This window comes from Roseateles sp. P1_C6, assembly GCF_056406315.1.
Map to the genome: position 1 here is coordinate 336,051 of NZ_JBFUAK010000001.1, position 26,303 is coordinate 362,353.

General features: G+C 68.7%; 25 protein-coding genes, 2 tRNA genes and 1 riboswitch. Of the genes, 25 read left to right on the forward strand and 2 right to left on the reverse strand.

Translation table 11 applies throughout. The annotated features are described in order from the left end of the window. Window positions 1–112: 112 nt before the first annotated feature. Both AC1D29_RS01285 and AC1D29_RS01290 read left to right on the forward strand, forming a co-directional pair. Complete coding sequence (locus AC1D29_RS01285; RefSeq protein ID WP_477893972.1) at window positions 113–1,150, forward strand: ornithine cyclodeaminase; 1,038 nt, start codon at window positions 113–115, stop codon at window positions 1,148–1,150. 128 nt (window positions 1,151–1,278) lie between these two features. Continuing rightward, entirely contained in the window at window positions 1,279–2,130 is an 852-nt protein-coding gene (locus AC1D29_RS01290; protein ID WP_477893974.1) for a DUF4399 domain-containing protein, read from the forward strand. Here the strand turns inward: AC1D29_RS01290 and AC1D29_RS01295 are convergent. Next, a complete protein-coding gene (locus AC1D29_RS01295) occupies window positions 2,127–5,060 on the reverse strand; it encodes an HD domain-containing phosphohydrolase (protein WP_477893976.1) in 2,934 nt (977 codons plus the stop codon). The two genes, AC1D29_RS01290 and AC1D29_RS01295, sit on opposite strands and share 4 nt — an antisense overlap. Before the next feature lie 216 nt (window positions 5,061–5,276). Here AC1D29_RS01295 and AC1D29_RS01300 point away from each other — a divergent pair, with 216 nt between their 5' ends. The 19 genes from AC1D29_RS01300 to AC1D29_RS01390 all read left to right on the forward strand — a co-directional run bounded on the left by AC1D29_RS01300 (window position 5,277) and on the right by AC1D29_RS01390 (window position 21,775). After that, window positions 5,277–5,852, forward strand: coding sequence for an outer membrane beta-barrel protein (locus AC1D29_RS01300; RefSeq protein WP_477893978.1), 576 nt, complete (start codon window positions 5,277–5,279; stop codon window positions 5,850–5,852). A gap of 61 nt (window positions 5,853–5,913) precedes the next feature. Beyond that, window positions 5,914–6,837, forward strand: coding sequence for a DNA-binding protein YbiB (gene ybiB, locus AC1D29_RS01305; RefSeq protein WP_477893980.1), 924 nt, complete (start codon window positions 5,914–5,916; stop codon window positions 6,835–6,837). 83 nt (window positions 6,838–6,920) lie between these two features. Further along, the gene (locus AC1D29_RS01310) at window positions 6,921–7,907 is read left to right on the forward strand and encodes a sulfite exporter TauE/SafE family protein (protein ID WP_477893982.1); all 987 of its coding nucleotides are present in this window, start codon (window positions 6,921–6,923) and stop codon (window positions 7,905–7,907) included. 4 nt (window positions 7,908–7,911) lie between these two features. Next, window positions 7,912–9,633: a nitrite/sulfite reductase gene (locus AC1D29_RS01315; RefSeq protein ID WP_477893984.1), complete on the forward strand. Its 1,722-nt coding sequence runs from the start codon at window positions 7,912–7,914 to the stop codon at window positions 9,631–9,633. After that, complete coding sequence (locus AC1D29_RS01320; protein WP_477893986.1) at window positions 9,630–10,124, forward strand: DUF934 domain-containing protein; 495 nt, start codon at window positions 9,630–9,632, stop codon at window positions 10,122–10,124. The genes AC1D29_RS01315 and AC1D29_RS01320 overlap by 4 nt, the downstream gene beginning before the upstream one ends. Beyond that, a complete protein-coding gene (locus tag AC1D29_RS01325; RefSeq protein WP_477893988.1) occupies window positions 10,121–10,879 on the forward strand; it encodes a phosphoadenylyl-sulfate reductase in 759 nt (252 codons plus the stop codon). Before AC1D29_RS01320 ends, AC1D29_RS01325 begins: the two co-directional genes overlap by 4 nt. Next, window positions 10,876–11,841: a sulfate adenylyltransferase subunit CysD gene (gene cysD / locus AC1D29_RS01330; RefSeq protein WP_477893990.1), complete on the forward strand. Its 966-nt coding sequence runs from the start codon at window positions 10,876–10,878 to the stop codon at window positions 11,839–11,841. The genes AC1D29_RS01325 and cysD overlap by 4 nt, the downstream gene beginning before the upstream one ends. Beyond that, on the forward strand, window positions 11,841–13,127 hold the full coding sequence (locus AC1D29_RS01335) for a sulfate adenylyltransferase subunit 1 (RefSeq protein WP_477893992.1): 1,287 nt from the start codon (window positions 11,841–11,843) through the stop codon (window positions 13,125–13,127). The genes cysD and AC1D29_RS01335 overlap by 1 nt, the downstream gene beginning before the upstream one ends. After that, a complete protein-coding gene (gene cobA, locus AC1D29_RS01340) occupies window positions 13,127–13,915 on the forward strand; it encodes a uroporphyrinogen-III C-methyltransferase (RefSeq protein ID WP_477893994.1) in 789 nt (262 codons plus the stop codon). The genes AC1D29_RS01335 and cobA overlap by 1 nt, the downstream gene beginning before the upstream one ends. Continuing rightward, window positions 13,912–14,235, forward strand: coding sequence for a ferredoxin FdxA (fdxA, locus tag AC1D29_RS01345; protein ID WP_477893996.1), 324 nt, complete (start codon window positions 13,912–13,914; stop codon window positions 14,233–14,235). Before cobA ends, fdxA begins: the two co-directional genes overlap by 4 nt. 26 nt (window positions 14,236–14,261) lie before the next feature. Then, a complete protein-coding gene (locus tag AC1D29_RS01350) occupies window positions 14,262–15,344 on the forward strand; it encodes an NAD(P)/FAD-dependent oxidoreductase (RefSeq protein WP_477893998.1) in 1,083 nt (360 codons plus the stop codon). A gap of 138 nt (window positions 15,345–15,482) precedes the next feature. After that, complete coding sequence (locus AC1D29_RS01355) at window positions 15,483–16,082, forward strand: PEP-CTERM sorting domain-containing protein (protein ID WP_477894000.1); 600 nt, start codon at window positions 15,483–15,485, stop codon at window positions 16,080–16,082. A gap of 101 nt (window positions 16,083–16,183) precedes the next feature. Then, window positions 16,184–16,289, forward strand: a riboswitch (TPP riboswitch). 72 nt (window positions 16,290–16,361) lie between these two features. Continuing rightward, window positions 16,362–18,506 carry a TonB-dependent siderophore receptor gene (locus AC1D29_RS01360; RefSeq protein WP_477894002.1) on the forward strand — a complete coding sequence of 715 codons (2,145 nt, stop codon included), beginning with the start codon at window positions 16,362–16,364 and terminating at the stop codon, window positions 18,504–18,506. A 36-nt stretch (window positions 18,507–18,542) separates the two neighbouring features. Then, window positions 18,543–18,618, forward strand: a tRNA-Asn gene (locus AC1D29_RS01365). A 55-nt stretch (window positions 18,619–18,673) separates the two neighbouring features. Next, window positions 18,674–18,749 (forward strand) — tRNA-Asn (locus AC1D29_RS01370). Window positions 18,750–18,905: 156 nt separating this feature from the next. Next, window positions 18,906–19,460 carry a hypothetical protein gene (locus AC1D29_RS01375; RefSeq protein WP_477894004.1) on the forward strand — a complete coding sequence of 185 codons (555 nt, stop codon included), beginning with the start codon at window positions 18,906–18,908 and terminating at the stop codon, window positions 19,458–19,460. Between the two features lie 393 nt (window positions 19,461–19,853). Further along, a complete protein-coding gene (locus AC1D29_RS01380; protein WP_477894006.1) occupies window positions 19,854–20,471 on the forward strand; it encodes a PEP-CTERM sorting domain-containing protein in 618 nt (205 codons plus the stop codon). A 169-nt stretch (window positions 20,472–20,640) separates the two neighbouring features. After that, complete coding sequence (locus AC1D29_RS01385) at window positions 20,641–21,156, forward strand: PEP-CTERM sorting domain-containing protein (protein WP_477894008.1); 516 nt, start codon at window positions 20,641–20,643, stop codon at window positions 21,154–21,156. A gap of 118 nt (window positions 21,157–21,274) precedes the next feature. Beyond that, on the forward strand, window positions 21,275–21,775 hold the full coding sequence (locus AC1D29_RS01390; RefSeq protein ID WP_477894010.1) for a PEP-CTERM sorting domain-containing protein: 501 nt from the start codon (window positions 21,275–21,277) through the stop codon (window positions 21,773–21,775). Window positions 21,776–21,803: 28 nt separating this feature from the next. Here the strand turns inward: AC1D29_RS01390 and AC1D29_RS01395 are convergent, their stop codons facing one another. Then, window positions 21,804–22,160 (reverse strand): MmcQ/YjbR family DNA-binding protein, encoded by a 357-nt coding sequence (locus AC1D29_RS01395; RefSeq protein WP_477894012.1) that lies wholly within the window; start codon window positions 22,158–22,160, stop codon window positions 21,804–21,806. Window positions 22,161–22,404: 244 nt separating this feature from the next. Here AC1D29_RS01395 and AC1D29_RS01400 point away from each other — a divergent pair, with 244 nt between their 5' ends. The 4 genes from AC1D29_RS01400 (at window position 22,405) to AC1D29_RS01415 (ending at window position 26,302) form a co-directional block, all read left to right on the forward strand. Continuing rightward, window positions 22,405–23,187: a tetratricopeptide repeat protein gene (locus AC1D29_RS01400; RefSeq protein WP_477894014.1), complete on the forward strand. Its 783-nt coding sequence runs from the start codon at window positions 22,405–22,407 to the stop codon at window positions 23,185–23,187. A gap of 77 nt (window positions 23,188–23,264) precedes the next feature. Beyond that, window positions 23,265–24,182, forward strand: a complete 918-nt coding sequence (locus AC1D29_RS01405) for a LysR substrate-binding domain-containing protein (RefSeq protein ID WP_477894016.1) — start codon at window positions 23,265–23,267, stop codon at window positions 24,180–24,182. A 67-nt stretch (window positions 24,183–24,249) separates the two neighbouring features. Next, the gene (locus AC1D29_RS01410; protein WP_477894018.1) at window positions 24,250–25,404 is read left to right on the forward strand and encodes an alpha-hydroxy acid oxidase; all 1,155 of its coding nucleotides are present in this window, start codon (window positions 24,250–24,252) and stop codon (window positions 25,402–25,404) included. Between the two features lie 49 nt (window positions 25,405–25,453). After that, window positions 25,454–26,302 carry a DUF2785 domain-containing protein gene (locus AC1D29_RS01415; protein WP_477894020.1) on the forward strand — a complete coding sequence of 283 codons (849 nt, stop codon included), beginning with the start codon at window positions 25,454–25,456 and terminating at the stop codon, window positions 26,300–26,302. Window position 26,303 lies beyond the last annotated feature (1 nt).

Below are 26,303 nucleotides of genomic sequence, written 5' to 3' on the forward strand. Positions count from 1 at the left end.
CTGCCATTTTGCCAAATTGCCATCAGTTATTGGCCAAGAGTTGCGCTTCTGTTTGGCGGACGGCCTCGGAAGAATCGCTTCAAGCCTTTTCAAAGACCTCCGGAGACCCGCCATGACCACCGTTCTCACCACCCAAGACGTCGCCCGCCTCGTGCAGCGCGTGGGACTTCCCGATTTACTTCGCCGCCTCGTCGGCTACCTGGAAGCGGACTACGGGCGCTGGGCCGAGTTCGACAAGACGCCCCGCGTCGCGGCCCACTCGGCCGACGGTGTCATCGAGCTGATGCCCATCGCCGATGCCACCCACTACAGCTTCAAGTACGTCAACGGCCACCCCAAAAACCACCGCTTCGGCCTGCCGACCGTGATGGCCTTTGGCGTGCTCGCCGACGTGGCCACCGGCGCCCCGGCGCTGCTGTCCGAGCTGACGCTGACCACCGCGATGCGCACCGCCGCGACGTCGGTCATGGTCGCCAAGCGCCTGGCCCGCCCCGACAGCCGCGTGATGGCCTTGATCGGCAACGGCGCGCAAAGCGAGTTCCAGGCCCTGGCCTTCCACCACCTGCTAGGCATCCGCGAGCTGCGGCTGCACGACATCGACCCGGCCGCCACGGCCAAGCTGGTGCGGCACCTGCAAGCCACGCCGGGCCTGACGCTGACCGTCTGCGCATCGACGGCCGAGGCCGTGAAGGGCGCCGACATCATCACCACCGTGACCGCGGACAAGGCCAACGCGACCATCCTGACGCCGGACATGATCGAGCCCGGCCAACACATCAACGGCGTCGGCGGCGACTGCCCCGGCAAGACCGAACTGCACCGCGACGTGCTGGCCATGGCCCGCGTCGTCGTCGAGTACGAGCCGCAATCACGCGTCGAGGGCGATGTGCAGCAGATGCCGGCCGACTTCCCTGTCACGGAGTTCTGGCGCGTGCTGGCCGGCAGCGCACCCGGCCGCGAGAGCGATGCCCAAGTCACCGTGTTCGACTCGGTCGGCTTTGCGCTGGAGGATTTCTCCGCGCTGCGCCTGCTGCGCGACGTCAGCATGCAGCTGGGCCTGGGCGCCCCGCTGGACCTGATCCCGCAGATGGCCGACCCCAAGGATTTGTTCGGCGAACTGCATCTGGGCCACCAGCTTCAGGTGGCCTAGCGTCACCACTTTTCACGAGGCTCCCCGTCGCGGGCCGCCCCCACAATCGCCGGCAACATCGACGACGGGGGGTTCTCATGGGGTCTGCCGCAAACCGTGGCCGCTGGCTGCTCTGGCCCCTGGGACTGATGCCCCTGCCAGGCCTTGCGGACGCCCTGCCCGCCGACCCGCTGGAGCGGCAGTGCTGGCTGGCCCACACCACCCAGCGCACGGCGATCGACCTGCGCGAGCCGGTCTCCGTGCATTTCAGCAACCTCAAGGCCGGCTACCGCGTGCGCTCGCCGTTCTGGGTCGAGTTCGGCATCCGCGGCATGGGCGTCATCCCGGCGGGCAATGCCAACGAGAAGGCCGGCCACCACCACATCCTCATCGACACGCCGCTACCACGCGACCACACGGCGCCCATCCCGTTCTCCAACACGCACAAGCATTTCGGCAAGGGCCAGACCGGCACCGAGATCGACCTGCCGCCGGGGCGGCACACGCTGCGGCTGCTGTTCGCCGACCACGCGCACAAGCCCTACTTCGTGTTCAGCAACGAGATCGCCATCGTGGTCACGGGCAAGCGCAGCGACCCCGCACCCAAGGTCGCCGCGGGCGACCGCGACAGTTGCGAGGCCTGGTACGAGGACTTGCGCGCCGCGCCGCGCAGCTCGGCCGAACGCCAGGCCTATGTGAAGAACCTGCGCGACGACGAGATCGTGGCCAGCCCCTTCACCGTGTCACTGGGCGTTGTCGGCACGGGGCTAGGCATCGCGCCGGCCGGCACCAGCATCCAGGACACGGGCCACTTCCGCCTGGCAGTCAACCAGAAGGGCAACACGGTGCTGCGCCAGAGCCTGGTCGACGGCCGCACCGAGGCCATCGTCGACCTGCCCGTGGGCGACTACGAGTTGCAGGCGACGCTGCACGACGGCGCGGGCAACCTGCTGCTGAAGGCCGGCGCGGTCAAGTTCAACGTCAACCGCCACGACCGCTAGGCCGCATAGGTCGTCACATCGCTGACGTCGATCAGCGCCGCCGCCATGAAGCGGCGCGCATAGTCCATGCAGACGCCGGAACGCAGGAAGAGTTCGAACAGCTCGCCGTCCAGATGCCCTTCGGCCACCATGCGCCGCAGGATGGCCAGCGCCTCGGACAGGGGCTTGGCGGGCTTGTAGGGCCGGTCGTTCGCCGTCAGCGCCTCGAAGACATCGGCAATCGCCATCATGCGGGCCTGCGGGCTCATCTGGTCGCCCGTCAGTCCGCGCGGATAGCCTTTGCCGTCCATGCGTTCATGGTGGCCGCCGGCGATCTCGGGCACATTGCGCAAGGGCTTGGGGAAGGGCAGCTCCGACAGCATGCGTATGGTCTGCACGATGTGGTCGTTGATCTTGTAGCGCTCCTCCTCCGTCAGCGTGCCGCGCGACACGGCCAGGTTGTGCAGCTCACCGCGGTGGTACAGATGCTCGGGCTGGCTGAGCCGGAAGCCCCAGCGGTTGTCGGCGGCGAGCCGGTCGTTGGCCGGGCGCGGCAGCACATGCTCGGGCCGGTCCTGCAACAGCTGCTCGACGGCCGGCAACGCCGGCCGGCCCGGGCCCAGGCGCCGCGCCTCGTCGGCCGACAGGCCCAGCCGGTCGTCCAGCGTGCGCCACCAGCGCCGCTCGCCGATGCTGCGCAGCCGCGCGAGCGCCGCCGGGTCGAGGTATTCGCCACCCTGGTTGCAGGCCGCGACGAAGGCGTAGTCGGCGTCCAGCTCCGCCAGCGCGCCAGCGGCGTCGGCACGCGCCGCCGCCGCGCCGGCCTCGCCGAGCCGGGCCTCCAGCCGCTCGATCAGCACGTCGCGCTTGAGCACCTCAAAGCGCGTGCGGATCTCGTGCACGCGGTTGTAGATCGTCTCCAGCTTGGTCGCCTTGTCGACGACGTACTCCGGCGTCGTGACCTTGCCGCAGTCGTGCAGCCAGGCGGCGATGTGCAGCGCCTCCCACTGGTCGGCGTCCATCGTGAAGCCGGCGTACGGGCCCTGGGTCGCATCGCAGGCCGCCTGGGCCAGCATCTTGGTCAGCTCGGGCACGCGCTGGCAGTGGCCTCCGGTGTAGGGGCTCTTGGCGTCGATGGCGCCGGCGACGAGCTGGATGAAGCTCTCCAGCAACTCCTTGCGGGCGCGCAGCAGCAGCTGGTTGTCGATGGCCACCGCCGCCGTGCCCGACAGCGCGCGCACGAAGGCCACGTGAGCCGCACCCAGCGGCTCGGCACGGCCCTGGTCCGGCAGCGGGAAGCTCAGCGTCAGGGTGCCTATGGTCTCGTGCTGGCGGTTCTTCAGCGGCAGTGACAGCAGGCGCAGCCGCGCCGCGCCCAGGCCCGAGAACAGCGACTGGTAGGCCGCCAGATGACTCGGGTCCTCCCAGCCCAGTTCCACCTCGACGGCATCGTCCGCGCGCAGCGCCTGCACCGGCGCGCCGACGCTGTCGGCCACGTTCAAGTCCCAGCGGCGGCCGACGTCGGGCGCCAGCTGGTCGTGCAGACGCGCCGATGCCGGCTCCAGCGCGCTGCCATCGGCCGACAGCAGGTGCACGGCACCACCACTGGCGCCGGTCACGGCGATGGTCTCGCGCAGGATCAGGTCCAGCAGCGTGTCGAAGTCGCGTTCGGCGCTCAGCGCGCCGCTGATGTCCAGGAACCGACGCAGCGAGCGCTTCATGGCCGTCATCGCCACAGCCAGGCGGTCCACCTCGCGTATCAGGCTGCGTGCCGGGTCGGGCCCGACGAACTCGAAGCGCTCGATCGCCTCGGCCTGGCGGGCCAACTGGCGCAGCGGCCGCGACACGCGGTCGGCCAGCAGGTGCACCAGCGGCAGCAGCAGCAGCATCAGCGCCAGCGAGATGTAGAAGCTGTGCCGGCGGCTCTCGATCTGGAAGGCCTGCAACTCGTCGCGCGGCGCGGCCATCAGCAGCACCAGCGGCGCGCCGGCCTCGACGGCGCCCGTCAGCGGCAAGGCATGGCTGACCCATTCGCGGTCATCGATGACCTGCACCGGTGTGAGGTGACCCGCGCCATCGCGGCGCTGCCACAGCGCGCGCATCAGCGGCGACGCGGCCTCGGCCACGCGCGGCAGGCCCTGGCCGTCCTTCAGACCGGGCCGGCGGTCACGGCGGGCCTCGGCCAGCATCTCGCCATCGCGGGTCGCGATGAGCAGTTCCGCCGAGCGACTGATCTGCGGCCGCGTCAGCATCTCGCTGAGCGCCTGCAGGCTGACGTCGGCGCCCACGACGGCGTTGCCAGCCGTTTGCGCCAGCGTCACACCGGGCTCGGCCGTCGTGAAGAACAGATAGGGCGCCGACTGCACGACGGCACCGTCCGCGGCACGCCGGGCCAGCTCGAACCAGGGCCGCGTGCGCGGGTCGAAGTCGTAGTCGGCCCGCTCGCGGCGCTGCAGCTCGCGCAGCCCGCCGTCGTAGAACCGGTAGGCACCGCGGGCCGCGCCGCCGGCGTCGCGGTCGACGGTCTGCAGCGCGAAGGCGGCGTCGGCCGGTGCGCCCATGCGTTTGCGCGTGGCCGCGTCGCCCAGGCGGCGCAGCAGCACGAAGGAGCCGCCGGTGTTGCCGGCATAGACCGCCGACACCGAGGCATTGCTGCGCAACGCCGCGGCCATCTGCGGCAGCGCCGCCAGGCGTTCGGTCTCGGTCGTGGCGCGGCCCAGCGTGCCGGTGGCCAGCAGCGCCACGCTGACCCGCGCCGGCCGCAACTCGGTCTCGACCGCGGCCGCGGCCTCACGCCCGATGCGCCGCGCGGCGGCACCGGCCTGCTGCAGCATCAGCGCGTCGCTGCGCCAGCGCTCGTGCAGCAGCAGCACGCCATAGACCAGGATCACGAGGCCCACCATCAGCACGCTGAGGGTGATGTAGAGCGTCTTGGGCTTGATGCGGGGCATGGCGCTGAAGTATCTCCGCCCAGGTGGACAGTTTGCTTTCAGTTACCGGCGTCACAGGCCGGCAGGCGGCGGTCCGGCGCGCCTGCATCGCCCAGTCCTACAGGCGCACCGTGGCGAGGCGCTGACGATGCAAGTCCGCGGTGACCGATCGCGGGATCGCTGCAAGCCCCACCCGGGCCCCTGCGCTCAGATGAACGAAGTAGGAAAGAAGTACCCATGAAGAAGACCGCACTCACTCTTGCCGCCCTGCTGCTGGCCGTCAACGCCCAGGCGCAGTCATCCAACTCGAATCCCTCCGCACAACGCCCGTACGGCCTGCTGTCCCTCGGCCAAGGCCACCTGAATGTCGACTGCACCGGCGTGCAGAGCTGCGACCGGAACGCCACCGGCGGCAAGGCGGTGTTCGGCTACTCGTTCGGCAACGGCTTCTCGCTGGAAGGCGGGTACACGAACTTCGGCAAGTTCCGCGCATCCGATGGCGCGCTGGGCCTGAGCGCCAAGCCGGAAGCGCTGTCCTTCGGCGGCGCCTACACGGCGGCGCTGACGCCGGACTGGGGCCTGGTCGGCCGCCTGGGCGTGGCTCGCGTGCGCACCAAGCTGCATGCCGAAACCGGCGTGCTGAGCGGCTCCGACAGCGAGAGCAAGACCCAGCCCATCGTCGGGCTGGGCCTGAACTACGCGCTGAGCCCATCGACCCGCATCGAGCTGGGCGTGGACGCGACCCGTGCCCAGTACCAGGGCGAGCGCAGCAACGTCCGCCTGGTGTCGCTGGGCGCCCGCATGGCGTTCTGACCCTCGCCGCCTGCCGCCCAGGGCCGCCGCGTGCGGCCCTGGGCGTTCCTACACTGGCGGCATGAACTACGCAGCACTGATCAAGGAACTGGGCCGCGGACCCAAGGGCGCGCGCGACCTGCCGCGGGCGGACGCCGAGCAGCTGTTCGGCGCGATGCTGGACGGCCAGGTGCCCGACATGGAGCTGGGCGCCATGCTGATCGCGCTGCGCGTGAAGGGCGAAAGCGCGGACGAGGTGGCCGGCTTCCTGGCCGCGATGCAGGCGCGCACGGCTTCGTTGGCCGCACCCGACGGGCCGCGCACCGTGCTGCTGCCCAGCTTCAACGGGGCCCGCAAGCAGGCCAACCTGATGCCGCTGGTCGCGCAGTTGCTGGCGCGCGAGGGCGTGCCGGTGCTGGTCTTCGGCCGGCATGACTTCGACAGCCGCCACAGCCCCTTCGAGCTGCTGGATGCGCTCGGCCTGCCCGCCAGCGCGACGCTGAGCGAGGCCGAGGCCCGCCTGGCCAGCAACCGCCTGGCCGTGCTGCCTTTGCAAATGCTGAACCCTGGCTTGAACAGCTTGATGGCCTTGCGCCCACGCCTGGGCGTGCGCAACAGCTCGCACAGCCTCGCCAAGCTGCTGGACCCCTTCCCCGCCGGCCGCGGCGTGCGGGTCGTCGCGGTGACGCACCCGGAGTACCTGGACAGCATGGGCCAGGCCCTGCCCGCCCTGACGGCCGGTGGCGGCCGGGCGCTGCTGATGCGTGCCAGCGAAGGCGAGGCCTATGCCCACCTGCGCCGCAAGGCCCATCTGATCGGCTTCCAGGACGGTCAGACCGCGCCGCTGCACCCGGCGGACACGACGGACCTGGACTGGCCGCTGTCGCCTGCCTGCACGCCGGCCGAGAACGCGGCGCTGATCCAGGCCATGCTGGCAGGCACCGAAACGGTGCCCACACGCATCGCTGAACAGGTCGCGGCACTGCGCGAACTCGCCACAAACTGAAGTTGCTTATTCGGCATGGGCATATAGCCCCAAGAATTAAGTAGTTCTGCGGCGCTGCAACATTCCCTAGAGTCGCGGCCTCAATGAAAGTCCGCGACCTCGACCTCAGCTACAGCCCCGTCAACGCCGAGCATGCCGAGCTCGGCCTGCCGCCGTTGGAGAACGCCGTCACCCATGCGGGCGACCCTGGCCACCCGGTGCTGAAGGTGGCGCTGTGGTCGGTGATGGGGCTGCTGATGGCGCTGTCCATCGCGCTGGCGTCACGCCTGTTCAGCCAACCGGCGGGCAGCCTCAGTGGCTTGGAACTGGTGAGCGCGGCGCTGGCCAGCCGGGAGTTCTGGGCCGCCGCTGCGGTGGGCCTGCTGGCGCAGACCGTGGACGGCGCGCTGGGCATGGCCTACGGCATCACCAGCAGTTCCTTCCTGCTGGCCACCGGCAGCAGCCCGGCCGTGGCCAGCGCGTCCGTGCACATCGCCGAGGTCTTCACGACCGGTGTATCGGGCATCGCCCACCTGAAGCTGGGCAACGTCAACCGCAACCTGTTCCTGCGCCTGCTGGTGCCCGGCATGGCGGGCGCGGCGTCCGGCGCCTGGGTGCTGTCCAGCATCGATGGCAAGGCCATCAAGCCCTTCATCTCCGCCTATCTGCTGGCGATGGGCCTGTACGTCATCAGCAAGATCTTCCGCAAGATCAAGGTGCGCGGCGGCGAACCTCGCCACGTGGCCAAGCTGGGCCTGTTCGGCGGCTTCGTCGACGCGGTCGGCGGCGGCGGCTGGGGCCCGGTCGTGACGACGACGCTGGTGGGCACCGGCCACGACCCGCGCACCACCATCGGCTCGGTCAACCTGGCAGAGTTCTTCCTGACCTTCATCAGCGCCGGCGTGTTTGCGCTGCTGGTCGGCAACGAAAGCCCCTGGAACACCGTCGCCGGCCTGGTGCTGGGCGGCCTGTTCGCCGCCCCCTTCGCCGCGCTGCTGACCAAGCGCCTGCACACCAAGGCCCTGCTGGCCCTGGTGGGATCGACCATCGTCCTCGTCAGCGCGTTCAATATCTACCGTTCCCTGGCCTGAGCCCATGTATCAGTACACCGACTTCGACCGCCGCTTCGTCCACGCCCGCGCCGCGCAGTACCGCGACCAGCTTGAGCGCCACCTGAACGGCACCCTCGGCACCGACGAGTTCCGCGCGCTGCGCCTGCAAAACGGCTGGTACATCCAGCGCCACGCACCCATGCTGCGCGTGGCCGTGCCCTATGGCGAGTTGTCGTCGCGCCAGCTGCGCCAGTTGGCCCGTATCGCCCGTGACTACGACCGCCAGCCCGACGGCCCGTTCGCCGGCCAGGGCGGCTACGGCCACTTCACGACGCGCCAGAACCTGCAATACAACTGGATCCCGCTGAAGGACAGCGCCACGGTGATGGAGCTGCTGGCCGAGGTCGACATGCACGGCATCCAGACCAGCGGCAACTGCATCCGCAACATCACCAGCGACGCGTTCGTGGGCATCGCGCCGGACGAACTCATCGACGCCCGCCCCTACTGCGAAATCCTGCGCCAGTGGAGCACGCTGCACCCCGAGTTCGCCCACCTGCCGCGCAAGTTCAAGATCGCCGTCACCGGCGCCACCGAAGACCGCGCGGCCATCGGCTGGCATGACATCGGCCTGCAGCTCAAGAAGAACGCAGCCGGCGAGGTCGGCTTCCAGGTCTTCGTCGGCGGCGGCATGGGCCGCACGCCCATCCCGGGCGTGGAGATCAACGCCTTCGTGCCCTGGCAGCAGATCCTCGTCTACATCGAGGCCATCGTGCGCTGCTACAACCTGGCCGGCCGGCGCGACAACCTCTACAAGGCGCGCATCAAGATCCTCGTCAAGGCCGAAGGCCAGAAGTTCTTCGACGCGGTCAACGAGGAGTTCCGCCGCATCCTGGCCGACGACGCCGGTGGCCACGAGCAGATCATTCCGCAAGCCGAACTGGACCGCGTGGCGGCCAGCTTCGTCGACCCGGCCGGCGTGAAGGCCGAGCCGGCCGTGGCACTGGACGACAGCGACCCGGCCTTCGCCCGCTGGCTGCAGCGCAACGTGCACGGCCACCGCCTGAGCGGCTACCGCGCCGTCACGCTGAGCCTGAAGCGCGTGGGCATCGCCCCCGGCGACACCTCGGCCGACGTGATGGACACGGCCGCCGCGCTGGCCGACCGCTTCAGCCACGGCGAGCTGCGCGTCACGCACCGCCAGAACCTGGTGCTGCCCTGGGTGCGCGAGGCCGAGCTGGCCGAGCTGTTCCAGGCGGCCCGCGCCGCCGGCTTCGCCACCGCCAACGCCGGCCTGCTGACCGACCAGATCGCCTGCCCCGGCGGCGACTTCTGCGCGCTGGCCAACGCCCGCTCGCTGCCGCTGGCCGCCGAGATCGCCGAGCGCTACCAGGACCAGGACGAGCTGGAAGACCTGGGCGAGATCGACCTGCACATCAGCGGCTGCATCAACTCCTGCGGCCACCACCACAGCGGCCACATCGGCATCCTGGGCGTCGACAAGGACGGCGCCGAGTGGTACCAGTTGACGCTGGGTGGCAGCGACGGCTCGACGCTGTCGGGCACGACGACGCCGGGCAAGGTCATTGGCCCCAGCTTCGCGGCCGACGAGATCGCCGACGCCATCGACGCCGTCATCGAGACCTACACACGCGAGCGCCTGGCCGGCGAGCACTTCATCGACGCCGTGCGCCGCCTGGGGCTCGACCCGTTCAAGACCGCCGCCAACGCCGTGCGCGTGTCCACCGCCAAGGCCCAAGCATGAAGTTCATCAACGCCACCACCTGCGCCTGGAAGCACGCCATCGGCGAAGACGGCCCCAAGCCCGATCCCGATCCGGCACCCAACCGCCTGCTGTCGCTGGAACAGTGGCATGCCGTCAAGACGCGCTGGCCCGCAGGCACGCCCGTGGCCATCGAGTTCCCGAACGACGCCGACATCAACCAGCTCGCGCCGGACCTGGATCGCATCGCCCTCGTCGTGCTCGACTTCCCGAAGTGGACCGACGGCCGCGCCTACAGCCAGGCCCACATCCTGCGCAGCCGCCTCAAGTTCGCCGGCGCCATCCGCGCCCGCGGCGAAGTGCTGGTCGACATGATGCAACTGCTGGCCCGCACCGGCTTTGACGAGGTCGTCATGCGCGGCGACCAATCGCAGGCCGCAGCGCAGAAGGCGCTGGACCTGTTCGCGCCGGTCGGCTTCTACCAGGGCGACGTCAGCGAGACGCGGCCCTGGTTCCAGAGGAGCGCAGCATGAGCGACGGCGTCAGCAGCCTGCCCTGGGCCGCCGCGCCCGCGGCCGGCAATGCGATCGGCCTCTACGCCAAGTGGACGCCAGCGCTCGACGCCAAGATCGAAGCCGCGTTGCAGCGCCTGCGCGACGCCAACATCGAGCACGGCGACGGCCTGGTGCAGAGCAGCAGCCTGGGTGTGGAGGACATGGTCATCACCGACCTGATCGCGCGCACGCAGCTGCCCATAGCCATCTCGACGCTGGACACCGGCAAGCTGCACCCGGAAACGCTGGCGCTGCTGCCGCGCATCCGCGAGCGCTATGGCCGCGACGTCGAGGTCTTCAAGCCCGTGGCCGACGCCGTCATCCAGTTCGTCCGCAAGGAAGGCGAGGAGGCGATGTACAAGAACATCGAGCTGCGCAAGGCCTGCTGCGGCATCCGCAAGATGGAGCCGCTGGGGCGCATGCTGAAGGGCCGCTCGGCCTGGATCACCGGCCTGCGCCGCGAGCAGAGCGGTGCGCGCGGCGATGTGGCCTTCGACGAGGACGACGGCAACAACCGCCGCAAGATCAGCCCCATCGCCGACTGGACCTGGGCCGAGGTCTGGGCCTATGTCGAGAAATACGACGTCCCCTACAACCCGCTGCACGACCAGTTCATGCCGAGCATCGGCTGCGCGCCCTGCACGCGCGCCATCGCGGTCGGTGAAGACTTCAGAGCGGGCCGCTGGTGGTGGGAAGACTCCACCAAGGAATGCGGCCTGCACGCCAAATCATGAATGCTGCTGTGAAACCCGAACAACTCATCGCCGACGTCGACCACGCCCATCTGGACGCGCTGGAAGAGGAAGCCATCTTCATCCTGCGCGAGGTCGCGGCCAGCTTCGAGCGCCCCGCCCTGCTGTTCTCCGGCGGCAAGGACAGCTGCGTCGTGCTGCGCCTGGCCGAGAAGGCCTTCAAGATGAAGAACGCGGCGCACCCGAGTGGCTACTCGGGCCAGCTGCCCTTCCCGCTGGTGCACATCGACACCGGCCACAACTTCCCCGAGGTCATCACCTTCCGTGACCAGCGCGTGGCGGACATGGGCGAGCGCCTGATCGTCGGCCACCTGGAAGACAGCATGGCCAAGGGCACGATCCGCCTGAGCCACCCGCTGGAAAGCCGCAACGGCCACCAGACCGTGACGCTGCTGGAGACCATCGAGGAACACAAGTTCGACGCCCTCATCGGCGGCGCCCGGCGCGACGAGGAGAAGGCGCGCGCCAAGGAACGCATCTTCAGCCACCGCGACAGCTTCGGCCAATGGCAGCCCAAGGAGCAGCGCCCCGAGCTGTGGACGCTGTTCAACACGCGCATCCGTCCGGGCGAGCACTTCCGCTGCTTCCCCATCAGCAACTGGACCGAGCTGGACGTGTGGCTCTACATCGCCCGCGAGAACATCCCGCTGCCGCAGATGTACTTCGCGCACGAGCGTCAGGTCATCCGCCGCAAGGGCCTGCTGGTGCCGCTGACCGACGTGACGCCGCCGGAAGACGGCGAGACCGTCGAGACCGCCACCGTGCGCTTCCGTACCGTGGGCGACATGACCTGCACCTGCCCGGTCGAGAGCCCCGCCGCCAATGCGAGCGAGGTCGTGGCCGAGACGCTGACCGTCACCGTCAGCGAACGCGGCGCCACCCGCATGGACGACCGCACGAGTGAAGCTTCCATGGAGAAGCGCAAGAAGGAAGGGTATTTCTGATGAAGGCGCTGCGATTCCTGACGGCCGGTTCCGTCGACGACGGCAAGAGCACGCTGATCGGCCGCCTGCTGTTCGACGGCCAGGCCATCCTGGCCGACCAGCTCGACACGCTGGAGCGCCGCGCCGCCGGCCGGCCCATCGACCTGAGCCTGCTGACCGATGGTCTGGAGGCCGAGCGCGAGCAAGGCATCACCATCGACGTGGCCTACCGCTACTTCGCCACCAAGACGCGCAAGTTCATCATTGCCGACGCCCCCGGCCATGAGCAGTACACGCGCAACATGGTCACGGCCGCCGCCGGCAGCGATGCCGCCGTCGTGCTGGTGGACATCACCAAGCTGGACCTGACGCAGGACGAGGTGGTGCTGCTGCCGCAGACCCGCCGCCACTCGCTGCTGGCCCAGCTGCTGCGCGTGCCCAGCATCGTCTTCGCGATCAACAAGATCGACGCGCTGGACGACGCCGGCGCCGGCTTCGCCAAGGTCAAAACGGCGCTGGACAAGTTCGCCGCCGCCGCCGGCTTGAACGCCGCAGCCACCGTGCCCGTCAGCGCACTGCGCGGCGACAACGTCACGCAGCCGCTGGACGCGCCGTGGTGGAACGGCGAGAGCCTGCTGCAGGTGCTGGAGCGCCTGCCCACGCTGAGCGAGCGCGCCGACGCGCCGCTGTCCCTGCCGGTGCAATACGTGCAGAAGGACGCCTACCAATCCAAAGGCACCGGCGTTCAGCCGCGCGTGCTGTGGGGCCGCATCGCCCACGGCGCGGTGAAGGCTGGCGACACTGTCGAGGTGCTGCCGTCCCGGCAGACCGCCGTCGTCTCCGAGGTGCGCCTGGCCGGTGAGACCGTCGCCAGCGCCGAAGCCGGCGACTCGGCCGGCCTGGTGCTGGACCGCCAGCTGGACGTCAGTCGCGGCGACTGGATCGTCACGCCGGCCAGCGCCACGGTGACCAAGACCTTCCCTGCGACCCTCGCCTGGCTGGACACCGAAGCCGCCAAGCCCGGCCGCAAGTACTGGGTGCGCCACGGCAACCGCTGGGTGCAGGCGCGCATCTCCGCCATCGACTCGGTGCTGGACATCAACACGCTGACGCCGCAGGACGCGCACGAACTGCCCGTCAACACGATTGGCCGCGTGCAGATGGAAGTGCAGCACGAGCTGCCCGTCGAGCCCTTCGTGGACAACCGCGTCGGCGGCGCACTGATCGTCGTGGACCCCGCCAGCCACCGCACCAGCGGCGCACTGCTGGTCGACGTTCAAACCGCCCCGGCGGAAGAGGCCTGGTGATGGCTGGCCGTGTGATCTTCGTCAGCGCCGGCCCTGGCGCCGCCGATCTGATCACGCTGCGCGGCGCCCGTGCGCTGGCGCAGGCCGACATCGTGTTGGCCGACGCGTTGGCCGACCCGGCGTTGCGCGAACTGGCACCGCAAGCCCGCTGGATCTCGGTCGGCAAGCGCGGCTTCGAGCATTCGGCCAAGCAGACCGAGATCAATGCGCTGCTCGTCAAGGCGGCGCGTGAGCATGCCCTCGTCGTGCGCCTCAAGGGCGGCGACGCGAGCGTCTTCGGCCGCCTGGAGGAAGAACTGCAGGCCCTGCTTGCTGCCGGCATCGCCAGCGAGGTCGTCCCCGGCGTCACCGCGGCCTTGGCCGCCGCCGCCCAGGCGCAACGCCCGCTGACGCGCCGCGGCCGCGGCCGCAGCGTCAGCCTGACGACCGCCATGACCGAAGCCGGCGAATTGCGCGCCGCCCGCTCGGCCGACACCGAAGTCTTCTACATGGCCGGCCGCCAATTGGCCGCGCTGAGCCGCCAGCTGCTGGCCACCGGCTGGGCGCCCGACACGCCCACGCTGGTCGTCTCCCGCGCCGGCTGCGCCGACGCCATCACCAGCGAGCACGCGCTGGCCGACCTTGCCCGCGCCGCGCTGCTGCACCGCGGCCGCCCCACTGTCGTCACGGTCGGGACAGGCGCTTTGCCGCTCGCGGGCCAGGATCAAGTCCTGCCGCCGACTAAAATCGCCGATTCGCCCGAAACATTGCCCACCCAGGCGCCCCTCACTTCCCCGAGCTGCCCATGACCCACGTCGTCACCGAAGCCTGCATCCGCTGCAAATACACCGACTGCGTCGACGTCTGCCCGGTCGACTGCTTCCGCGAAGGCCCCAACTTCCTGACGATCGACCCGGATGAGTGCATCGACTGCGCGGTCTGCATCCCCGAGTGCCCGGTCAACGCCATCCTGCCCGAGGAAGACGTGCCCGGTGATCAGATCCACATGATCAAGATCAACGCGGACCTGGCCAAGTCCTGGCCCAGCATCACCAAGCGCAAGCCCGCGCTGCCCGACGCCGACGAGTGGAAAGACAAGACGGGCAAGCTGCCCGAGCTGATCCGCTGAACTTCGGCGCGTCAGCGCCTGCTTTCATGCCACAAATTCAGCCAGCCGACGTCATCGAGACCGACGCCGTCATCGTCGGCGCGGGCCCGGTAGGCCTGTTCCAGGTCTTCGAGCTGGGCCTGCTGGAGATCAAGGCACACATCATCGACAGCCTGGCCTATCCCGGTGGCCAGTGCATCGAGCTGTATCCCGACAAGCCGATCTACGACATCCCGGCCGTGCCCATGTGCACCGGCAAGCAGCTGACCGACAGCCTGCTCAAGCAGATCGAGCCCTTCGGGGCCACCTTCCATCTGGGCCAGGAAGTCACGACGGTGGCCAGGCAGGACGATGGGCGCTTCTTCGTCGCGACGAGCAAGGGCGTGCAGTTCCTCGCCAAGGCGCTGTTCATCGCCGGCGGCGTCGGCTCCTTCCAGCCGCGCCTGCTGAAGGTCGACGGCATCGAGCCCTACGAGGGCGAACAGGTGCACTACCGCGTCAAGGACCCGGCGCGCTTCGCCGGCAAGCACCTGGTCATCATCGGCGGCGGCGACTCGGCAGTGGACTGGGCGCTGAACTTCTGCGCCGGCAACGCCGACGGCAACCCGCACAAGGCCGAGAGCGTCATCCTCGTGCACCGCCGCGACGACTTCCGCGCCGCGCCGGCCAGCGTCGCCAAGCTGCGCCAGCTCTGCGATGCGCTGGAGATGCAGATCATCATCGGCCAGGCCACGGGCCTCGACGAGCGCGACGGCAAGCTCACGGGGCTGAAGATCACGGGCAACGACGGTGTCACGCGCGTTGTGCCCTGCGACGAGGTGCTGGTGTTCTTCGGCCTGTCACCCAAGCTCGGCCCCATCGCCGACTGGGGCCTGGCGCTGGAGCGCAAGCAGATCGTCGTCGACACCGAGAAGTTCGAGACCAGCGTGCCCGGCATCTTTGCCGTGGGCGACGTGAACACCTACCCGGGCAAGAAGAAGCTCATCCTCAGCGGCTTCCACGAAACCGCGCTGGCGGCCTTCGGCGCCGCGCCCTATGTGTTCCCCGACAAGCGCGTGCACTTGCAGTACACGACCACCAGCCCCAAGCTGCACAAGGTGCTGGGCGTGGAATCGCCGGTGTTCGACTGACGTTGGCACACCGGTGCGTGACGCGCGCTGGTGCCCTCTGCCCGGCGGCGCGCGCGAGGTCACTTCGGAATAGGGCTTGCGTGCTGCAACCTCGCTCGTCAAAGTGCCACCGTCACCGTCGGCGCTTGGAGGAACACCATGAAGGCGAACCAGGTTGCTTCAGCTGCCCTGCTGTGCCTTGCCACAGCCGCGCACGCGACCTTTCAGCCGGTGGGAGAAGGCCCGTACTTCCCCGACTTTGACGACCCGACCGCACCGTCGCTGTTCTACCTGGATACCAGCGGCATCTACCCCTATGCCGGGTATTTCAGCGGTGCCGTCGGCCAGCCTGGCGACGACAGCGACACCATCCACTTCCGGTGGAACCTGCCGGCAGGCAGTTCACCGATCACTGCCCGCTTCGAAGCAAGCGGGTGGGTCACCGCGGGTGCCTTCAACCAGCGACGCGGCGTCAATCTGTACATTGCCGACGCACAAACCGGCGAAGGCCTGCTGTCCCTTGATCTGGATGCCAGCCAGCCGATGTACGTCGACCCTGCACTCGTTTTCAGCAATCACGAGTACTGGATGAGGCTCACGCCTCGCGGCCTGGGCAACTTGGGCCCGGACGTCTTTGCGACGTATTGGATCAGCTTCGCGCTGGCGCCCGTGCCGGAACCGAGCGGTTCGCTGTTGCTGGCAGCCGGCCTGGGCGCGCTGATGCTGCGCAACGCAGCGCGCCGCGGACTTCGCAGTTAGCCCGGCTCAGGCTCGGCTCGAACGGGCGGCGACGCTTGCGCTCGGTAAGCCATCACTGCAGGCTCATTAGAATGCCCTGTCGCTGTCGACGATTCGATGGCGGCATTCGCTAGGGGTGTTGCGCCTGCTTCGGCATCGCGCGGCTGAGACAGTCCCTTTGAACCTGATTGAGGTAATCCTCGCGCAGGGAAGCAGCCGGAACCGCGGCCCCCAATGCTTTGTCGTCTCCGGGGCCTGACGTCTTCAGTGTTTGCCGACCTGCCATCGCTTTGCATTCCGATGGCAAGACCTTCTCTTTCCCCTATCGCCGCCGCGGCCGCCACGGCCGCGCTACTGACCTCCGGCATCGCCTGCGCCCAGTCCCTGCCCCAGGTCAGCGTCACCGGCAAAGCCACCGAAGCCGTGCCCAGCCTGTCGGGCTTCGACGCCCCACCCGCCAAGCTGCCAATGCAGGCGCTGAGCCTGTCCGCCGAGCGGCTGGACGACCTCGGCATCAACCAGCTCTCGGGCATCACCAAGCTCGACGCCTCCGTGTCCGACGCCTACAACGCCGTCGGCTACTGGTCTCAGCTCAAGATCCGCGGCTTCGATCTCGACAACCGCTTCAACCTGCGCCGTGACGGTCTGCCGATCACAGGCGAGACCGCCTTGTCGCTGGTCAACAAGTCGGGCATCGAGCTGCTGAAGGGTAGCTCCGGCATGCAGGCAGGCACCAGTTCACCGGCCGGCATCGTCAACTTCGTCGTCAAGCGACCGCTGGCCGACGACGCCACGGCGCTGATGCTGGAAGCCATCCAGGGCGGCTCGGTGCAAGCCAACCTCGACCACTCGCAGCGCTTCGGCGCCAGCCGCGAGTTCGGCGTTCGCGTCAACCTCGCCGCGGCCCATCTGGACCCGGAGTTGCGCAACAGCAAAGGCCGCTCCCACACCGCTGCGCTGGCCACCGACTGGCGCGTCAACCCCGACACCCTCGTCGAGGCCGAGGTCGAGTTCAACCGCCAGAGCCAGCCCAGCCAGCAAGGCTTCAGCCTGCTGGGCGACCGCCTGCCCGACGCCAGGAGCGTCGACCCCAAGCTCAACCTGAACAACCAGCCCTGGAGCCTGCCCGTCGTCTTCGACAACACGCATGCCTCGCTGCGCGTGCAGCACAAGCTGGGCGGCGACTGGCGCGCTCAGGCAGCACTGGGCATCCAGCGCCTGCGTACCGACGACCGCCTGGCCTATGCCTACGGTTGCAGCGCTGCCGACGGCAGCTACTACGCCGACCGCTTCTGCCCCGACGGCAGCTACGACCTCTACGATTTCCGCAGCGAGAACGAGCACCGCGACACGACGGCCCTCGACATCTCGGCCAGCGGCCCCCTGCAACTGGCCGGCCTGCGCCATGACGTCACCGTCGGCGGGCTGACCAGCCAGTTCAAGAGCCGCTTCCAACGCCAGGCCTACAACTACGCCGGCACCGGCAACATAGACGGCACGGCCGTGACGCCGGCGGCGCCCGACCTGACGGACGAGAACACCAACCGCGACGAGCGCAGCAACGAGCTCTACCTGCGCGACCGTGTGCCGATCACGACTGACACCAGCGCCTGGCTGGGCCTGCGCCACACCCGCCTGCACCGCGAGAGCGTGCGCACCGACGGCTCGCGCGCGACCGACTACTCGCAAAGCGTCACGACGCCCTGGGTCGCCATCAGCCATGCCGTCGCCGCCGACTGGCTGGTCTATGCGAGCTGGGGCCAGGGCATCGAAAGCGAAGTGACCCCCAACCGCGCGCGCTACATCAACCGCGGCCAGGCCCTGCCCGCGCTGAAGAGCCGCCAGACCGAGCTGGGCCTGAAAACCGGCAATCAGCGCGTCGAAGGCTCGCTGACCGTCTTCGACATCCGCCGCCCGGCATGGCGCGATGTGGTGCTGCCCGGTTTAACGGAATGCAGCGCCAACGACAGCTGCGAGCGTCGCGCCGATGGCTTTGCCCGCCACCGTGGCGTTGAGGGCAGCGCCGATCTGAAGTGGAGCGGCGGAGGCGTATTCGGCAGCGTCATGCGGCTGCAGGCGCGCCGCGAGAGCAGCGCTGAGGCCAGCCTCAACGGCCTGCGTCCGGCCAACGTGCCGGAGACGACGATCAAGATTCACGTGCGCCAGGACCTGCTGCCTGGCCTGCAAGCCCAGCTCGGCCTGCGCCACGAGGGCAGCCGGTTCGCCACGCCCGACAACAGCATCGCCGTGCCCGCCTGGACCGTCGCCGACGCCGGCTTGCGCTACACGCAGGGAGTCGGCAACCAGACCTGGATCTGGCGCGCCGCCATCGACAACCTCGCCAACCGCCGCGCCTGGCGCGAGTCGCCCTGGCAGTTCGAGCACAGCTACCTCTACCCCCTTGCGCCGCGCACTTTGCGCGCAAGTCTCGAGGTCCGCTTGTGAAGCACCCGAAAAAGTCTCTATAATCGCGGGCTCTGTTCCTCGATAGCTCAGTCGGTAGAGCGCCGGACTGTTAATCCGTAGGTCCCTGGTTCGAGCCCAGGTCGGGGAGCCAACAGAACCCAAAAAGAACCCGTCGCAACCGAACGACGGGTCGTGTACCGAACGATTCCTCGATAGCTCAGTCGGTAGAGCGCCGGACTGTTAATCCGTAGGTCCCTGGTTCGAGCCCAGGTCGGGGAGCCAAATCAGAAGCCTCACATGCGAAAGCCTGTGAGGCTTTTTTCTTGATGCGACCTCCGCCCCACAGGTTTCATCGGCCGAAAGCGCCAAAAGTACTAGGGATGGTTAGCAGGCAAGACTTGATCTGAACTCCAGATCCCGTCCGCGCCTGAGGTCTCCATGAAAACTCACCTGCCCCTGCTGCTGCTCAGCGGGCTGCTCAGCGCCGCCACGCCCACCTGGGCCGGTCTGCTGGGCACTGACTTCCTCTTCGAATGCCCACAGTGCACGCCCGTGACGGCAGAGCATTTCATTGGCAAGGCAGGTCCGGGCGACTACGCGCTGAAGGCTGACGGCTACACCTGGAACGAAGTGGACATCGAGGCATCGACCATCTCCATCAAGGCCGTGATGGAGGGCTACACGCGGTCGCCACTCATCTTCCGGTTGACATGGTCGCCCACGGACTATCACCTGCTCAACGCCACGGTGTCGCCTTCCTCCACGTTCGTGACCGGCTACTCGTGGGGGGCTGGCGAACTGGTGGTGGACATGGGCGACCAGTACTTCGTGGCGGGCAGCCAGATCACATTCGATCTCACGGCAGCAGCCGTGCCCGAGCCCGGTGCATGGCAGTTGGGACTGGTGGGCGCCGCGGTGTTGCTGTCGCGCCGTCGAGAGGCGCGTCGGCCCGCGGCGTACCAACGCAGAGACCGCGCGGCAAGCGGGCCTTGAGAACATCGCAGGCGTGTGGACGTCGACCTCCTCTCTGCCAAACCTAACTCTTCAAGTACCGGTTGTTGATGCCCCAGAGCCCAACGCGGCGCTTGCGTTCGTCGGTGGATTGGCCGCTGTCGTCGGTTTCACTCGGCGTCGAACGACGCGCCTGGCGTCCAGCACTGAACGAGCCTGACTGGCAGGCGCCCTATGAGACGTCATGCGCCGGTCCGCATGCCTTTTCTGCTCGAGCGCCAACAGAGTTGTCAGAACATCTAGTAGCAACTTGCCCCAGGTTTCCCGCGCGATTTGGCGGAGCATGCCAATAGACGTAGGAAAGCACTGTCCCCAACGCCAAACTGGGTGTCATCTGATTTGTGGAGCTTGGTTGTGGGCAATTTGCGTGAGGTCTTGTTCGCCGTTGTCGGGCTTGTGGCTTGTTTCGCCGCGCCCCCTGCCATGGCGACATGGCACATCAACGAAGAGGGCGAGTACTTCAGCGACTTTGACGGCCCGGATGCGCAGAAGAGCTTCGACGTCTACCCCGCCGGCATCTATGAGCCCTCGCTGTACTTCGCAGGCACTATCGATTGGGCCGGTGATCGCAGCGACACGATCATCTTTCGCCTGGGTGACGCGGGAGCGACAAGCCTGGCGTTGAAGGAGTTCAGAGCTGGGTTCTATATCGACTCCAACACGCTGGTGATGGATTCGGGTGTTGATGTGACCATCCGCTCCCTGAATGCAGCACAGGCGCCGATCTTCACCGCCAGCCGGAGTCCGGGCACTGGCGCCGGAGGCAGCATCGTGGTGCAAGACCTGCCGCTGGCATCAGGCCAGCTCTATGCGCTGACCTTCTCGATGCTGGGAACTGCCGACCCTGCCATCCGAGCCCGCTACACGGTGGGACTCACCATCGTCGAGGCGGTGCCTGAGCCGTCTGCCGCACTGCTGTTCGCGGTCGGGGGCGGGCTGCTGGCGTTTGGTTTCCGTCGGCATCAAAGGCCTATGCAGACAGTCGGCGCATAGGGTTTGCGGCGGGGGCACGGCGCCCATGAGCGCGCTCCCGGCCAACCATGGCTTATGACTAAGGACCCATGGCAGTTGCCAGCGGCGTTTCAACACGCACCAACGCGCCCTAGGGATGGCGCGTTTTCGCGTTTTGCACTGAAGTGCCTGACCCGGCAAAGGATCCAGAATGCAACGCTTCGTTCCACTCGCCCTTGTCGCTGGGCTGCTGAGTGCCTCGATCCCCGCATCGGCGGCGCTGCTCGGAACGGACTTCCTGTTCGAATGTGGCGAATGCACACCTGCCGTCGCCGAGCATTTCGTCGGCAAGGCGGGGCCGGCCGACTACCAATTGAAGTTCGATGGCTACACCTGGTACGAGGTCGATGTCGAGGCTTCGACGATTTCCTTCAAATCGCTGGTCGAAGGGGCTATCCGGTCGCCACTGGTTTTTCGGCTGAGCTGGTGGCCTGCGCAATACCGCCTTTCCCATGCGGCCATTGCGGCGACATCGTCGTTTCAGCCGGGATATTCATGGGCCCAGGGAGAGTTGATGCTGGACCTGGGTGGCTACTACCTGCTGCAGGGAGATCAAGTCACATTCGAGCTGACAGCGGTGCCCGTTCCTGAGCCCGCGTCATGGCTGCTCGCGGCGCTAGGCGCAGTGGCCCTGCTGTGGCGCCAAAAGCGGCTCGCCCGCACGTGAGAGGGTGGGCCATGTCAACTTTCAAGCGCGCCCTGTTCACCTGCCTTGCCGCGGGACTCACCGCGCCGGCGTTTGCGAGCGGACAGGTCTACATCCCGCTGCCGCCCTGGATGGGGCCGTGGGCCAGATCCAGGTCGCCGCCGTTCAACCGCTGGGACAGTCGTTCACGGCGACGCTGCCAAGCGTCGGAGCCATCTGGCTGCGAGTGATCAACATGAACATGGACTTCCAGCTTGCGCAGGACAAGACGCTGACGCTGGAACTGCATGCGGGTGGCAGCCTCGCCGGCACGGTGCTCGGTACCTCGACGGTCGACGTCGATGCCCTGATCGGTTCGCTGAGGGGTGACGAGGGCTTGGTCGAGTTCGGCTTCGGCCATGTGCCCGTGCTCAGCGGCCAGACCTACAGCTTCGAGGTGAAGGCGGCCACGACGCGGTTTGGCGTCAACTGGCTGAGCGAGGGGCACTACGGCGGTGGCCAGGCCCTGCTGCAAGGCACAGGCTCCGCAGCGGATCTCTACTTCAGCGTCGCCGCAGCCGTTCCGGAACCGGCGGCCTATGAGTTGCTGCTGCTCGGCCTGGGCCTGATGGTGGTTGCGCCGGTCTTGCGGCGCCGATGAACCGCTGACATTCAGGCCGCGTCAGCCACTACCCCGCAATCCCGAGGTTCAACCGCACCCGCTTCGGCAACTTGGCCGCGACCAGCTCGTGCGAGCGTTGTACGAGTGCCTTCAGCTCCGCCAACGGCAAAGCCTTCGCATCCGACAGCGCCACCCAGTGATACCGCGCCGCATAAGGCGCCGGGGCGAATCCGGGCACGCCCGTCAGCTCCAGGAAGCGGTGGTCGTCCACCTTGAAGCTGCAATGTGTCCATGGGCCCGGGTGCGGCCCGCCGACCAAGAACATCTTGCCGGCGACGCTGGCGACCCAGTCGGCGCCCCACTTGATGTCCTGCGTGGCACCGGGCAACTCCATGGCGAACTTGGCGAGGGCGGCAAAACTCATGGTGGTCAGAACTGGCGGGCGACTGCGCATTCTGCCCATGCAGGTTCGCCCGCGGCCCGGCCGCGCAGCCAAGAGGCGCGTTGGCCCCTCACCGGCCGCATGCCACAGACCGGGAATATTTCACGGCGGCGGCTCGCGCTCTATCCATCGCCGCTCGGCGCGGGCCCGCGCAGCGGGTGCCGGGTCGCGGGCGTGGCTGACAATTTAGGGATACGCCCCAGGGCCCCTAACGACTTGTTGCTGGATGAACTCCCGAGATCAGGGCCTTGGCCCGACACCGCGTGTGGCGGCGATCGTCACGCCGGCCATCAACCCCTTGCAGCAGGGGCTGGCGCTGTTCCACGCCACGCCGCCGGACTATGCGCGGGCCGTGGGCTGGTTTCGCGCCGCCGCGCAGGGCGACGACGGTGACGGGATGGCCATGCTGGGGCTGTGCCAGCTCGAGGGCCTGGGCATGCCCGCCGACGCGGCGCAGGCGTGGGCGCTGCTGGAGCGTGCCGCGGCACGCGGCAGTGCCATCGGCCGGTTCCAGTTCGGCCGGGTGCTGATGACGGGACGCGGCGGGCCGGCCGACGAGGCGCGCGGCCTGTCGGCCTATGTGGCGGCGGCGGCCATGGGCCATGCCGAGGCCACGTTCAACCTTGCCAACTGCCTGTACGCCGGCGTGGGCTGCCTGCCCGACCGTCTGGCCGCCAAGGCGCTGTACCTGCGCAGCCGCACGCTGGGCTGCGCGTTGCGTGCTCAAGGCGTGCGGGTGCAGCGGCGCGAACTGAAGGCGGTGCGCACGCTGGCGCTGCGCTTTGCCGATCCCAACCGGCTGATCTTCCTGCTGCCCGAGCGCCAACATGAACTGGCCCTGGTGCAGGCCGTCGCGCAGCCGCGGGCTCGGCACGCTCGCGGCACCACGGCAGGCAAGCCCAAGGCCTTGCGGCTCGCGGCAGGTGTCATGGCGGCCATGGCCGGCACGCTGGGCCACTATCTGCGGCCGACGTCCCGCGACGCGGGCCCGACGACGATCAACTTCTGACCTGAAGCGCCGCTTGGCCGGCAGTTCGGGCTGACGGGCCGCAACATGCTCGCAGCGCCGCTGGGTACGATGCCAGCATGCCTGCGCGCCCCATCCGCCTGCCGTCGCTAGACGCCCTGCTCGCCTTCGAGGCCGTGGCACGCGCCGGCAGTTTCGAGGCGGCGGCGACCGAGCTGGCCTTGAGTGCCAGCGCCGTCGCCAAGCGCGTGGCCGGCCTGGAGGAGCGGCTGGACCAGCCCCTGTTCCTGCGCCAGCCGGCCAAGGGCCTGAGCCTCACACCGGCGGGTCATGAATACCTGCCCCAGGTGCGCCAGGCGCTGGCGCTGCTGCAAGCCATGCCGCTGCACCAGCGCGCCAGCCCCCAGCGCGAGCGGCTGCGCGTCAGCTCCACGCCCACCTTCGCCCGCCAACTGCTGGTGCCCGCCCTGCCCGGCTTCACCGCCGCGCATCCGCACATCGAGCTGGAGCTGACGCTGTCCGTGCCGCTGCTGGCCGAGGGCGACGCCGGCGCGGACGTCGAGATCCGGCACGGCGCCGTGCCGGATGAAATGGCGGCCGACCAAGTGCTGCTGCGGGACCGGCTCACGCCGCTGGCCGCGCCGGCGCTGCTGGCCGGCCATGCACCGCTGCGCGAACCGGCCGACCTGCTGGCGCTGCCACTGTTGCGCACGCCGCTGCAGCCCTGGGCACCCTGGCTGCGCGCCGCCGGGCTGACCGACGCACCCGAGCCCGACGAGGGCCCGCGCCTGGTGGACCTGGGGCTGACGCTGGCCGCCGCGCTGGCCGGCCAGGGCGTGGTGCTGGCGCGGCTGAGCCTGGCCCGGCACGAGCTGGCCGAGGGGCGGCTGGTGCAGCCATTCGCGCTGACCGTGCCCGCCGAACGCCACTACGGCCTGGTCTGCCACCGGCCCAGCCCGGCGACCGAGGCCTTCGCGGCCTGGCTGCTGGGCCATTGCCAGGCATTGCAGACGGAAAACTCTTCCGCCGCGGCCTGAGGTTTTTTCCGGGGCGCGACCGGCGCGCCGGGCCTAGCATCGCGGCCATCCCAAAGAAGGCCGCCCCATGCCCGTCATCACCTGCATCGAAGACCTGCGCCAGCTCGCCGAGAAGCGCGTGCCGCGCATGTTCTACGCCTACGCCGATTCCGGCTCCTGGACGGAGACGACCTACCGCGCCAACGAGAGCGACTTCCAGGCCATCAAGCTGCGCCAGCGCGTGGCCGTGAACATGGAAGGCCGCAGCACGGCCGTGAAGATGATCGGCCAGGACGCCAAGATGCCCGTGGCCATCGCGCCCGTGGGCCTGACCGGCATGCAGCACGCCGATGGCGAGATCCACGCGGCACGCGCGGCCGAGATGTTTGGCATCCCGTTCACGCTGTCGACGATGAGCATCTGCTCCATCGAGGACATTGCCGAGCACACGACCGCGCCGTTCTGGTTCCAGCTCTACATGATGCGCGACCGCGAGGCAATGGCGCGCATGATCGACCGCTGCAAGGCGGCCAAGTGTTCGGCGCTGGTGCTGACGCTGGATCTGCAAGTCATCGGCCAGCGCCACAAGGACCTGAAGAACGGCCTCACCGCACCGCCGCGGCCCACGCTGGCCAACATCGTCAACCTGATGACCAAGCCGCGCTGGGTGCTGGGCATGGCGGGCACGAAGCGCCACACCTTCCGCAACCTGGTGGGCCACGTGAAGGGCGTCAGCGACATGCGCTCGCTGTCCGCCTGGACCAACGAGCAGTTCGACCCGCGCCTGTCCTGGGCCGACATCGCCTGGGTCAAGGAGCGCTGGGGCGGCAAACTCATCCTCAAGGGCATCATGGACGTGGAAGACGCCAGGCTGGCCGCGCAGGCGGGGGCGGACGCCATCGTCGTCAGCAACCATGGCGGGCGGCAGCTGGACGGGGCGCCCAGCAGCATCCACGCGCTGCCGGCCATCGTCGCCGAGGTCGGTGGTCAAACGGAGGTGTGGATGGACGGCGGCATCCGCTCCGGGCAGGACGTGCTGAAGGCCTGGGCGCTGGGCGCGCGCGGCACCATGATCGGCCGCGCGATGGCCTATGGTCTGGGCGCGATGGGCGAGGCCGGCGTGACCAAGGCGCTGCAGATCCTGCACAAGGAGCTGGACGTGACCATGGCCTTCTGCGGCCACACGCAGTTGGCGAACGTGACGCGCGACATCCTCGTGCCGGGCACCTACCCGACCGTTTGAGGGCAATGACTTCTTGCCCGCGGCGCTCTGGCATGAGCTACTGCGGCGCATGAAGAACATCGCCCTTGCCTGGCTGCTGCTGCCGGCCCTGAGCCTGGCTCAGACCTGCGCGCCGCCCGCCGGCCTGAAGGACGAAGCGGACGCGGCCCGCATCCAGCAAAAGGCCATCGCGCTGCTGCCCTGCCTGGCCAGCCCCGACCCAAGGCTGCGCGACGACATCGCCTTCGAGCAGCTGTCGGCCTGGGCCCGGGCCGCCAAGCTGGACGTGGCCACGCTGCAGCGGCTGCGCACCGACCTGGTGGCCGTGCTCGACGCCAAGCCCGACGCCGCCGGCGTGCACCAGCCGTTTGCGGCGCTCACGCTGGCCGAGGTGGCGCGCACGGACCGGCTCAAGCCCTGGCTGTCGCCGGCCGAACGCGACGATCTCGTCAACCATGCGGCGCGCTTCCTGGCCAGCGTGCGCGACTATCGCGGCTTCACGCCAGGAGAGGGCTGGCGCCACGGCGTGGCCCACGGCGCCGACCTCGCACTGCAGCTCGGCATGAACGACGCGCTGAGCGCGGCACAGCGTCAGCAGCTGCTGGACGCCATCACCCGCCAGGTGCTGGCAGACCACCGGCACGCCTACCGCTTTGGCGAAGGCCAGCGACTGGCTCGCGCCGCGCTGCAGCTGCAACTGCGGCTCAACCCCGACGCAGCCGCCGTACAGGCGTGGCTGGACCAGCTGCTCGCGCCACTGAAGCAGGCCAAGGCCTGGGACGAGACGGCGCTGACCGACCTGCACAACCTGCGCGAGTTCCTGTGGCCGCTGCTGGCCGGCGTGCTGGATGTCGCCGACGCGGCCCAGCGCGACCGGCTGCAGGCGCCGCTGCAGAAGACGCTGCGCCGCCTGCCCTAGG

Coding starts and splice junctions, on each gene's coding strand:
- AC1D29_RS01285 (WP_477893972.1), top strand. CDS start 113: ATGACCACCGTTCTCACCACCCAAGACGTCGCCCGCCTCGTGCAGCGC.
- AC1D29_RS01290 (WP_477893974.1), top strand. CDS start 1,279: ATGCCCCTGCCAGGCCTTGCGGACGCCCTGCCCGCCGACCCGCTGGAG.
- AC1D29_RS01295 (WP_477893976.1), bottom strand. CDS start 5,060: ATGCCCCGCATCAAGCCCAAGACGCTCTACATCACCCTCAGCGTGCTG.
- AC1D29_RS01300 (WP_477893978.1), top strand. CDS start 5,277: ATGAAGAAGACCGCACTCACTCTTGCCGCCCTGCTGCTGGCCGTCAAC.
- ybiB (WP_477893980.1), top strand. CDS start 5,914: ATGAACTACGCAGCACTGATCAAGGAACTGGGCCGCGGACCCAAGGGC.
- AC1D29_RS01310 (WP_477893982.1), top strand. CDS start 6,921: ATGAAAGTCCGCGACCTCGACCTCAGCTACAGCCCCGTCAACGCCGAG.
- AC1D29_RS01315 (WP_477893984.1), top strand. CDS start 7,912: ATGTATCAGTACACCGACTTCGACCGCCGCTTCGTCCACGCCCGCGCC.
- AC1D29_RS01320 (WP_477893986.1), top strand. CDS start 9,630: ATGAAGTTCATCAACGCCACCACCTGCGCCTGGAAGCACGCCATCGGC.
- AC1D29_RS01325 (WP_477893988.1), top strand. CDS start 10,121: ATGAGCGACGGCGTCAGCAGCCTGCCCTGGGCCGCCGCGCCCGCGGCC.
- cysD (WP_477893990.1), top strand. CDS start 10,876: ATGAATGCTGCTGTGAAACCCGAACAACTCATCGCCGACGTCGACCAC.
- AC1D29_RS01335 (WP_477893992.1), top strand. CDS start 11,841: ATGAAGGCGCTGCGATTCCTGACGGCCGGTTCCGTCGACGACGGCAAG.
- cobA (WP_477893994.1), top strand. CDS start 13,127: ATGGCTGGCCGTGTGATCTTCGTCAGCGCCGGCCCTGGCGCCGCCGAT.
- fdxA (WP_477893996.1), top strand. CDS start 13,912: ATGACCCACGTCGTCACCGAAGCCTGCATCCGCTGCAAATACACCGAC.
- AC1D29_RS01350 (WP_477893998.1), top strand. CDS start 14,262: ATGCCACAAATTCAGCCAGCCGACGTCATCGAGACCGACGCCGTCATC.
- AC1D29_RS01355 (WP_477894000.1), top strand. CDS start 15,483: ATGAAGGCGAACCAGGTTGCTTCAGCTGCCCTGCTGTGCCTTGCCACA.
- AC1D29_RS01360 (WP_477894002.1), top strand. CDS start 16,362: ATGGCAAGACCTTCTCTTTCCCCTATCGCCGCCGCGGCCGCCACGGCC.
- AC1D29_RS01375 (WP_477894004.1), top strand. CDS start 18,906: ATGAAAACTCACCTGCCCCTGCTGCTGCTCAGCGGGCTGCTCAGCGCC.
- AC1D29_RS01385 (WP_477894008.1), top strand. CDS start 20,641: ATGCAACGCTTCGTTCCACTCGCCCTTGTCGCTGGGCTGCTGAGTGCC.
- AC1D29_RS01395 (WP_477894012.1), bottom strand. CDS start 22,160: ATGAGTTTTGCCGCCCTCGCCAAGTTCGCCATGGAGTTGCCCGGTGCC.
- AC1D29_RS01400 (WP_477894014.1), top strand. CDS start 22,405: ATGAACTCCCGAGATCAGGGCCTTGGCCCGACACCGCGTGTGGCGGCG.
- AC1D29_RS01405 (WP_477894016.1), top strand. CDS start 23,265: ATGCCTGCGCGCCCCATCCGCCTGCCGTCGCTAGACGCCCTGCTCGCC.
- AC1D29_RS01410 (WP_477894018.1), top strand. CDS start 24,250: ATGCCCGTCATCACCTGCATCGAAGACCTGCGCCAGCTCGCCGAGAAG.
- AC1D29_RS01415 (WP_477894020.1), top strand. CDS start 25,454: ATGAAGAACATCGCCCTTGCCTGGCTGCTGCTGCCGGCCCTGAGCCTG.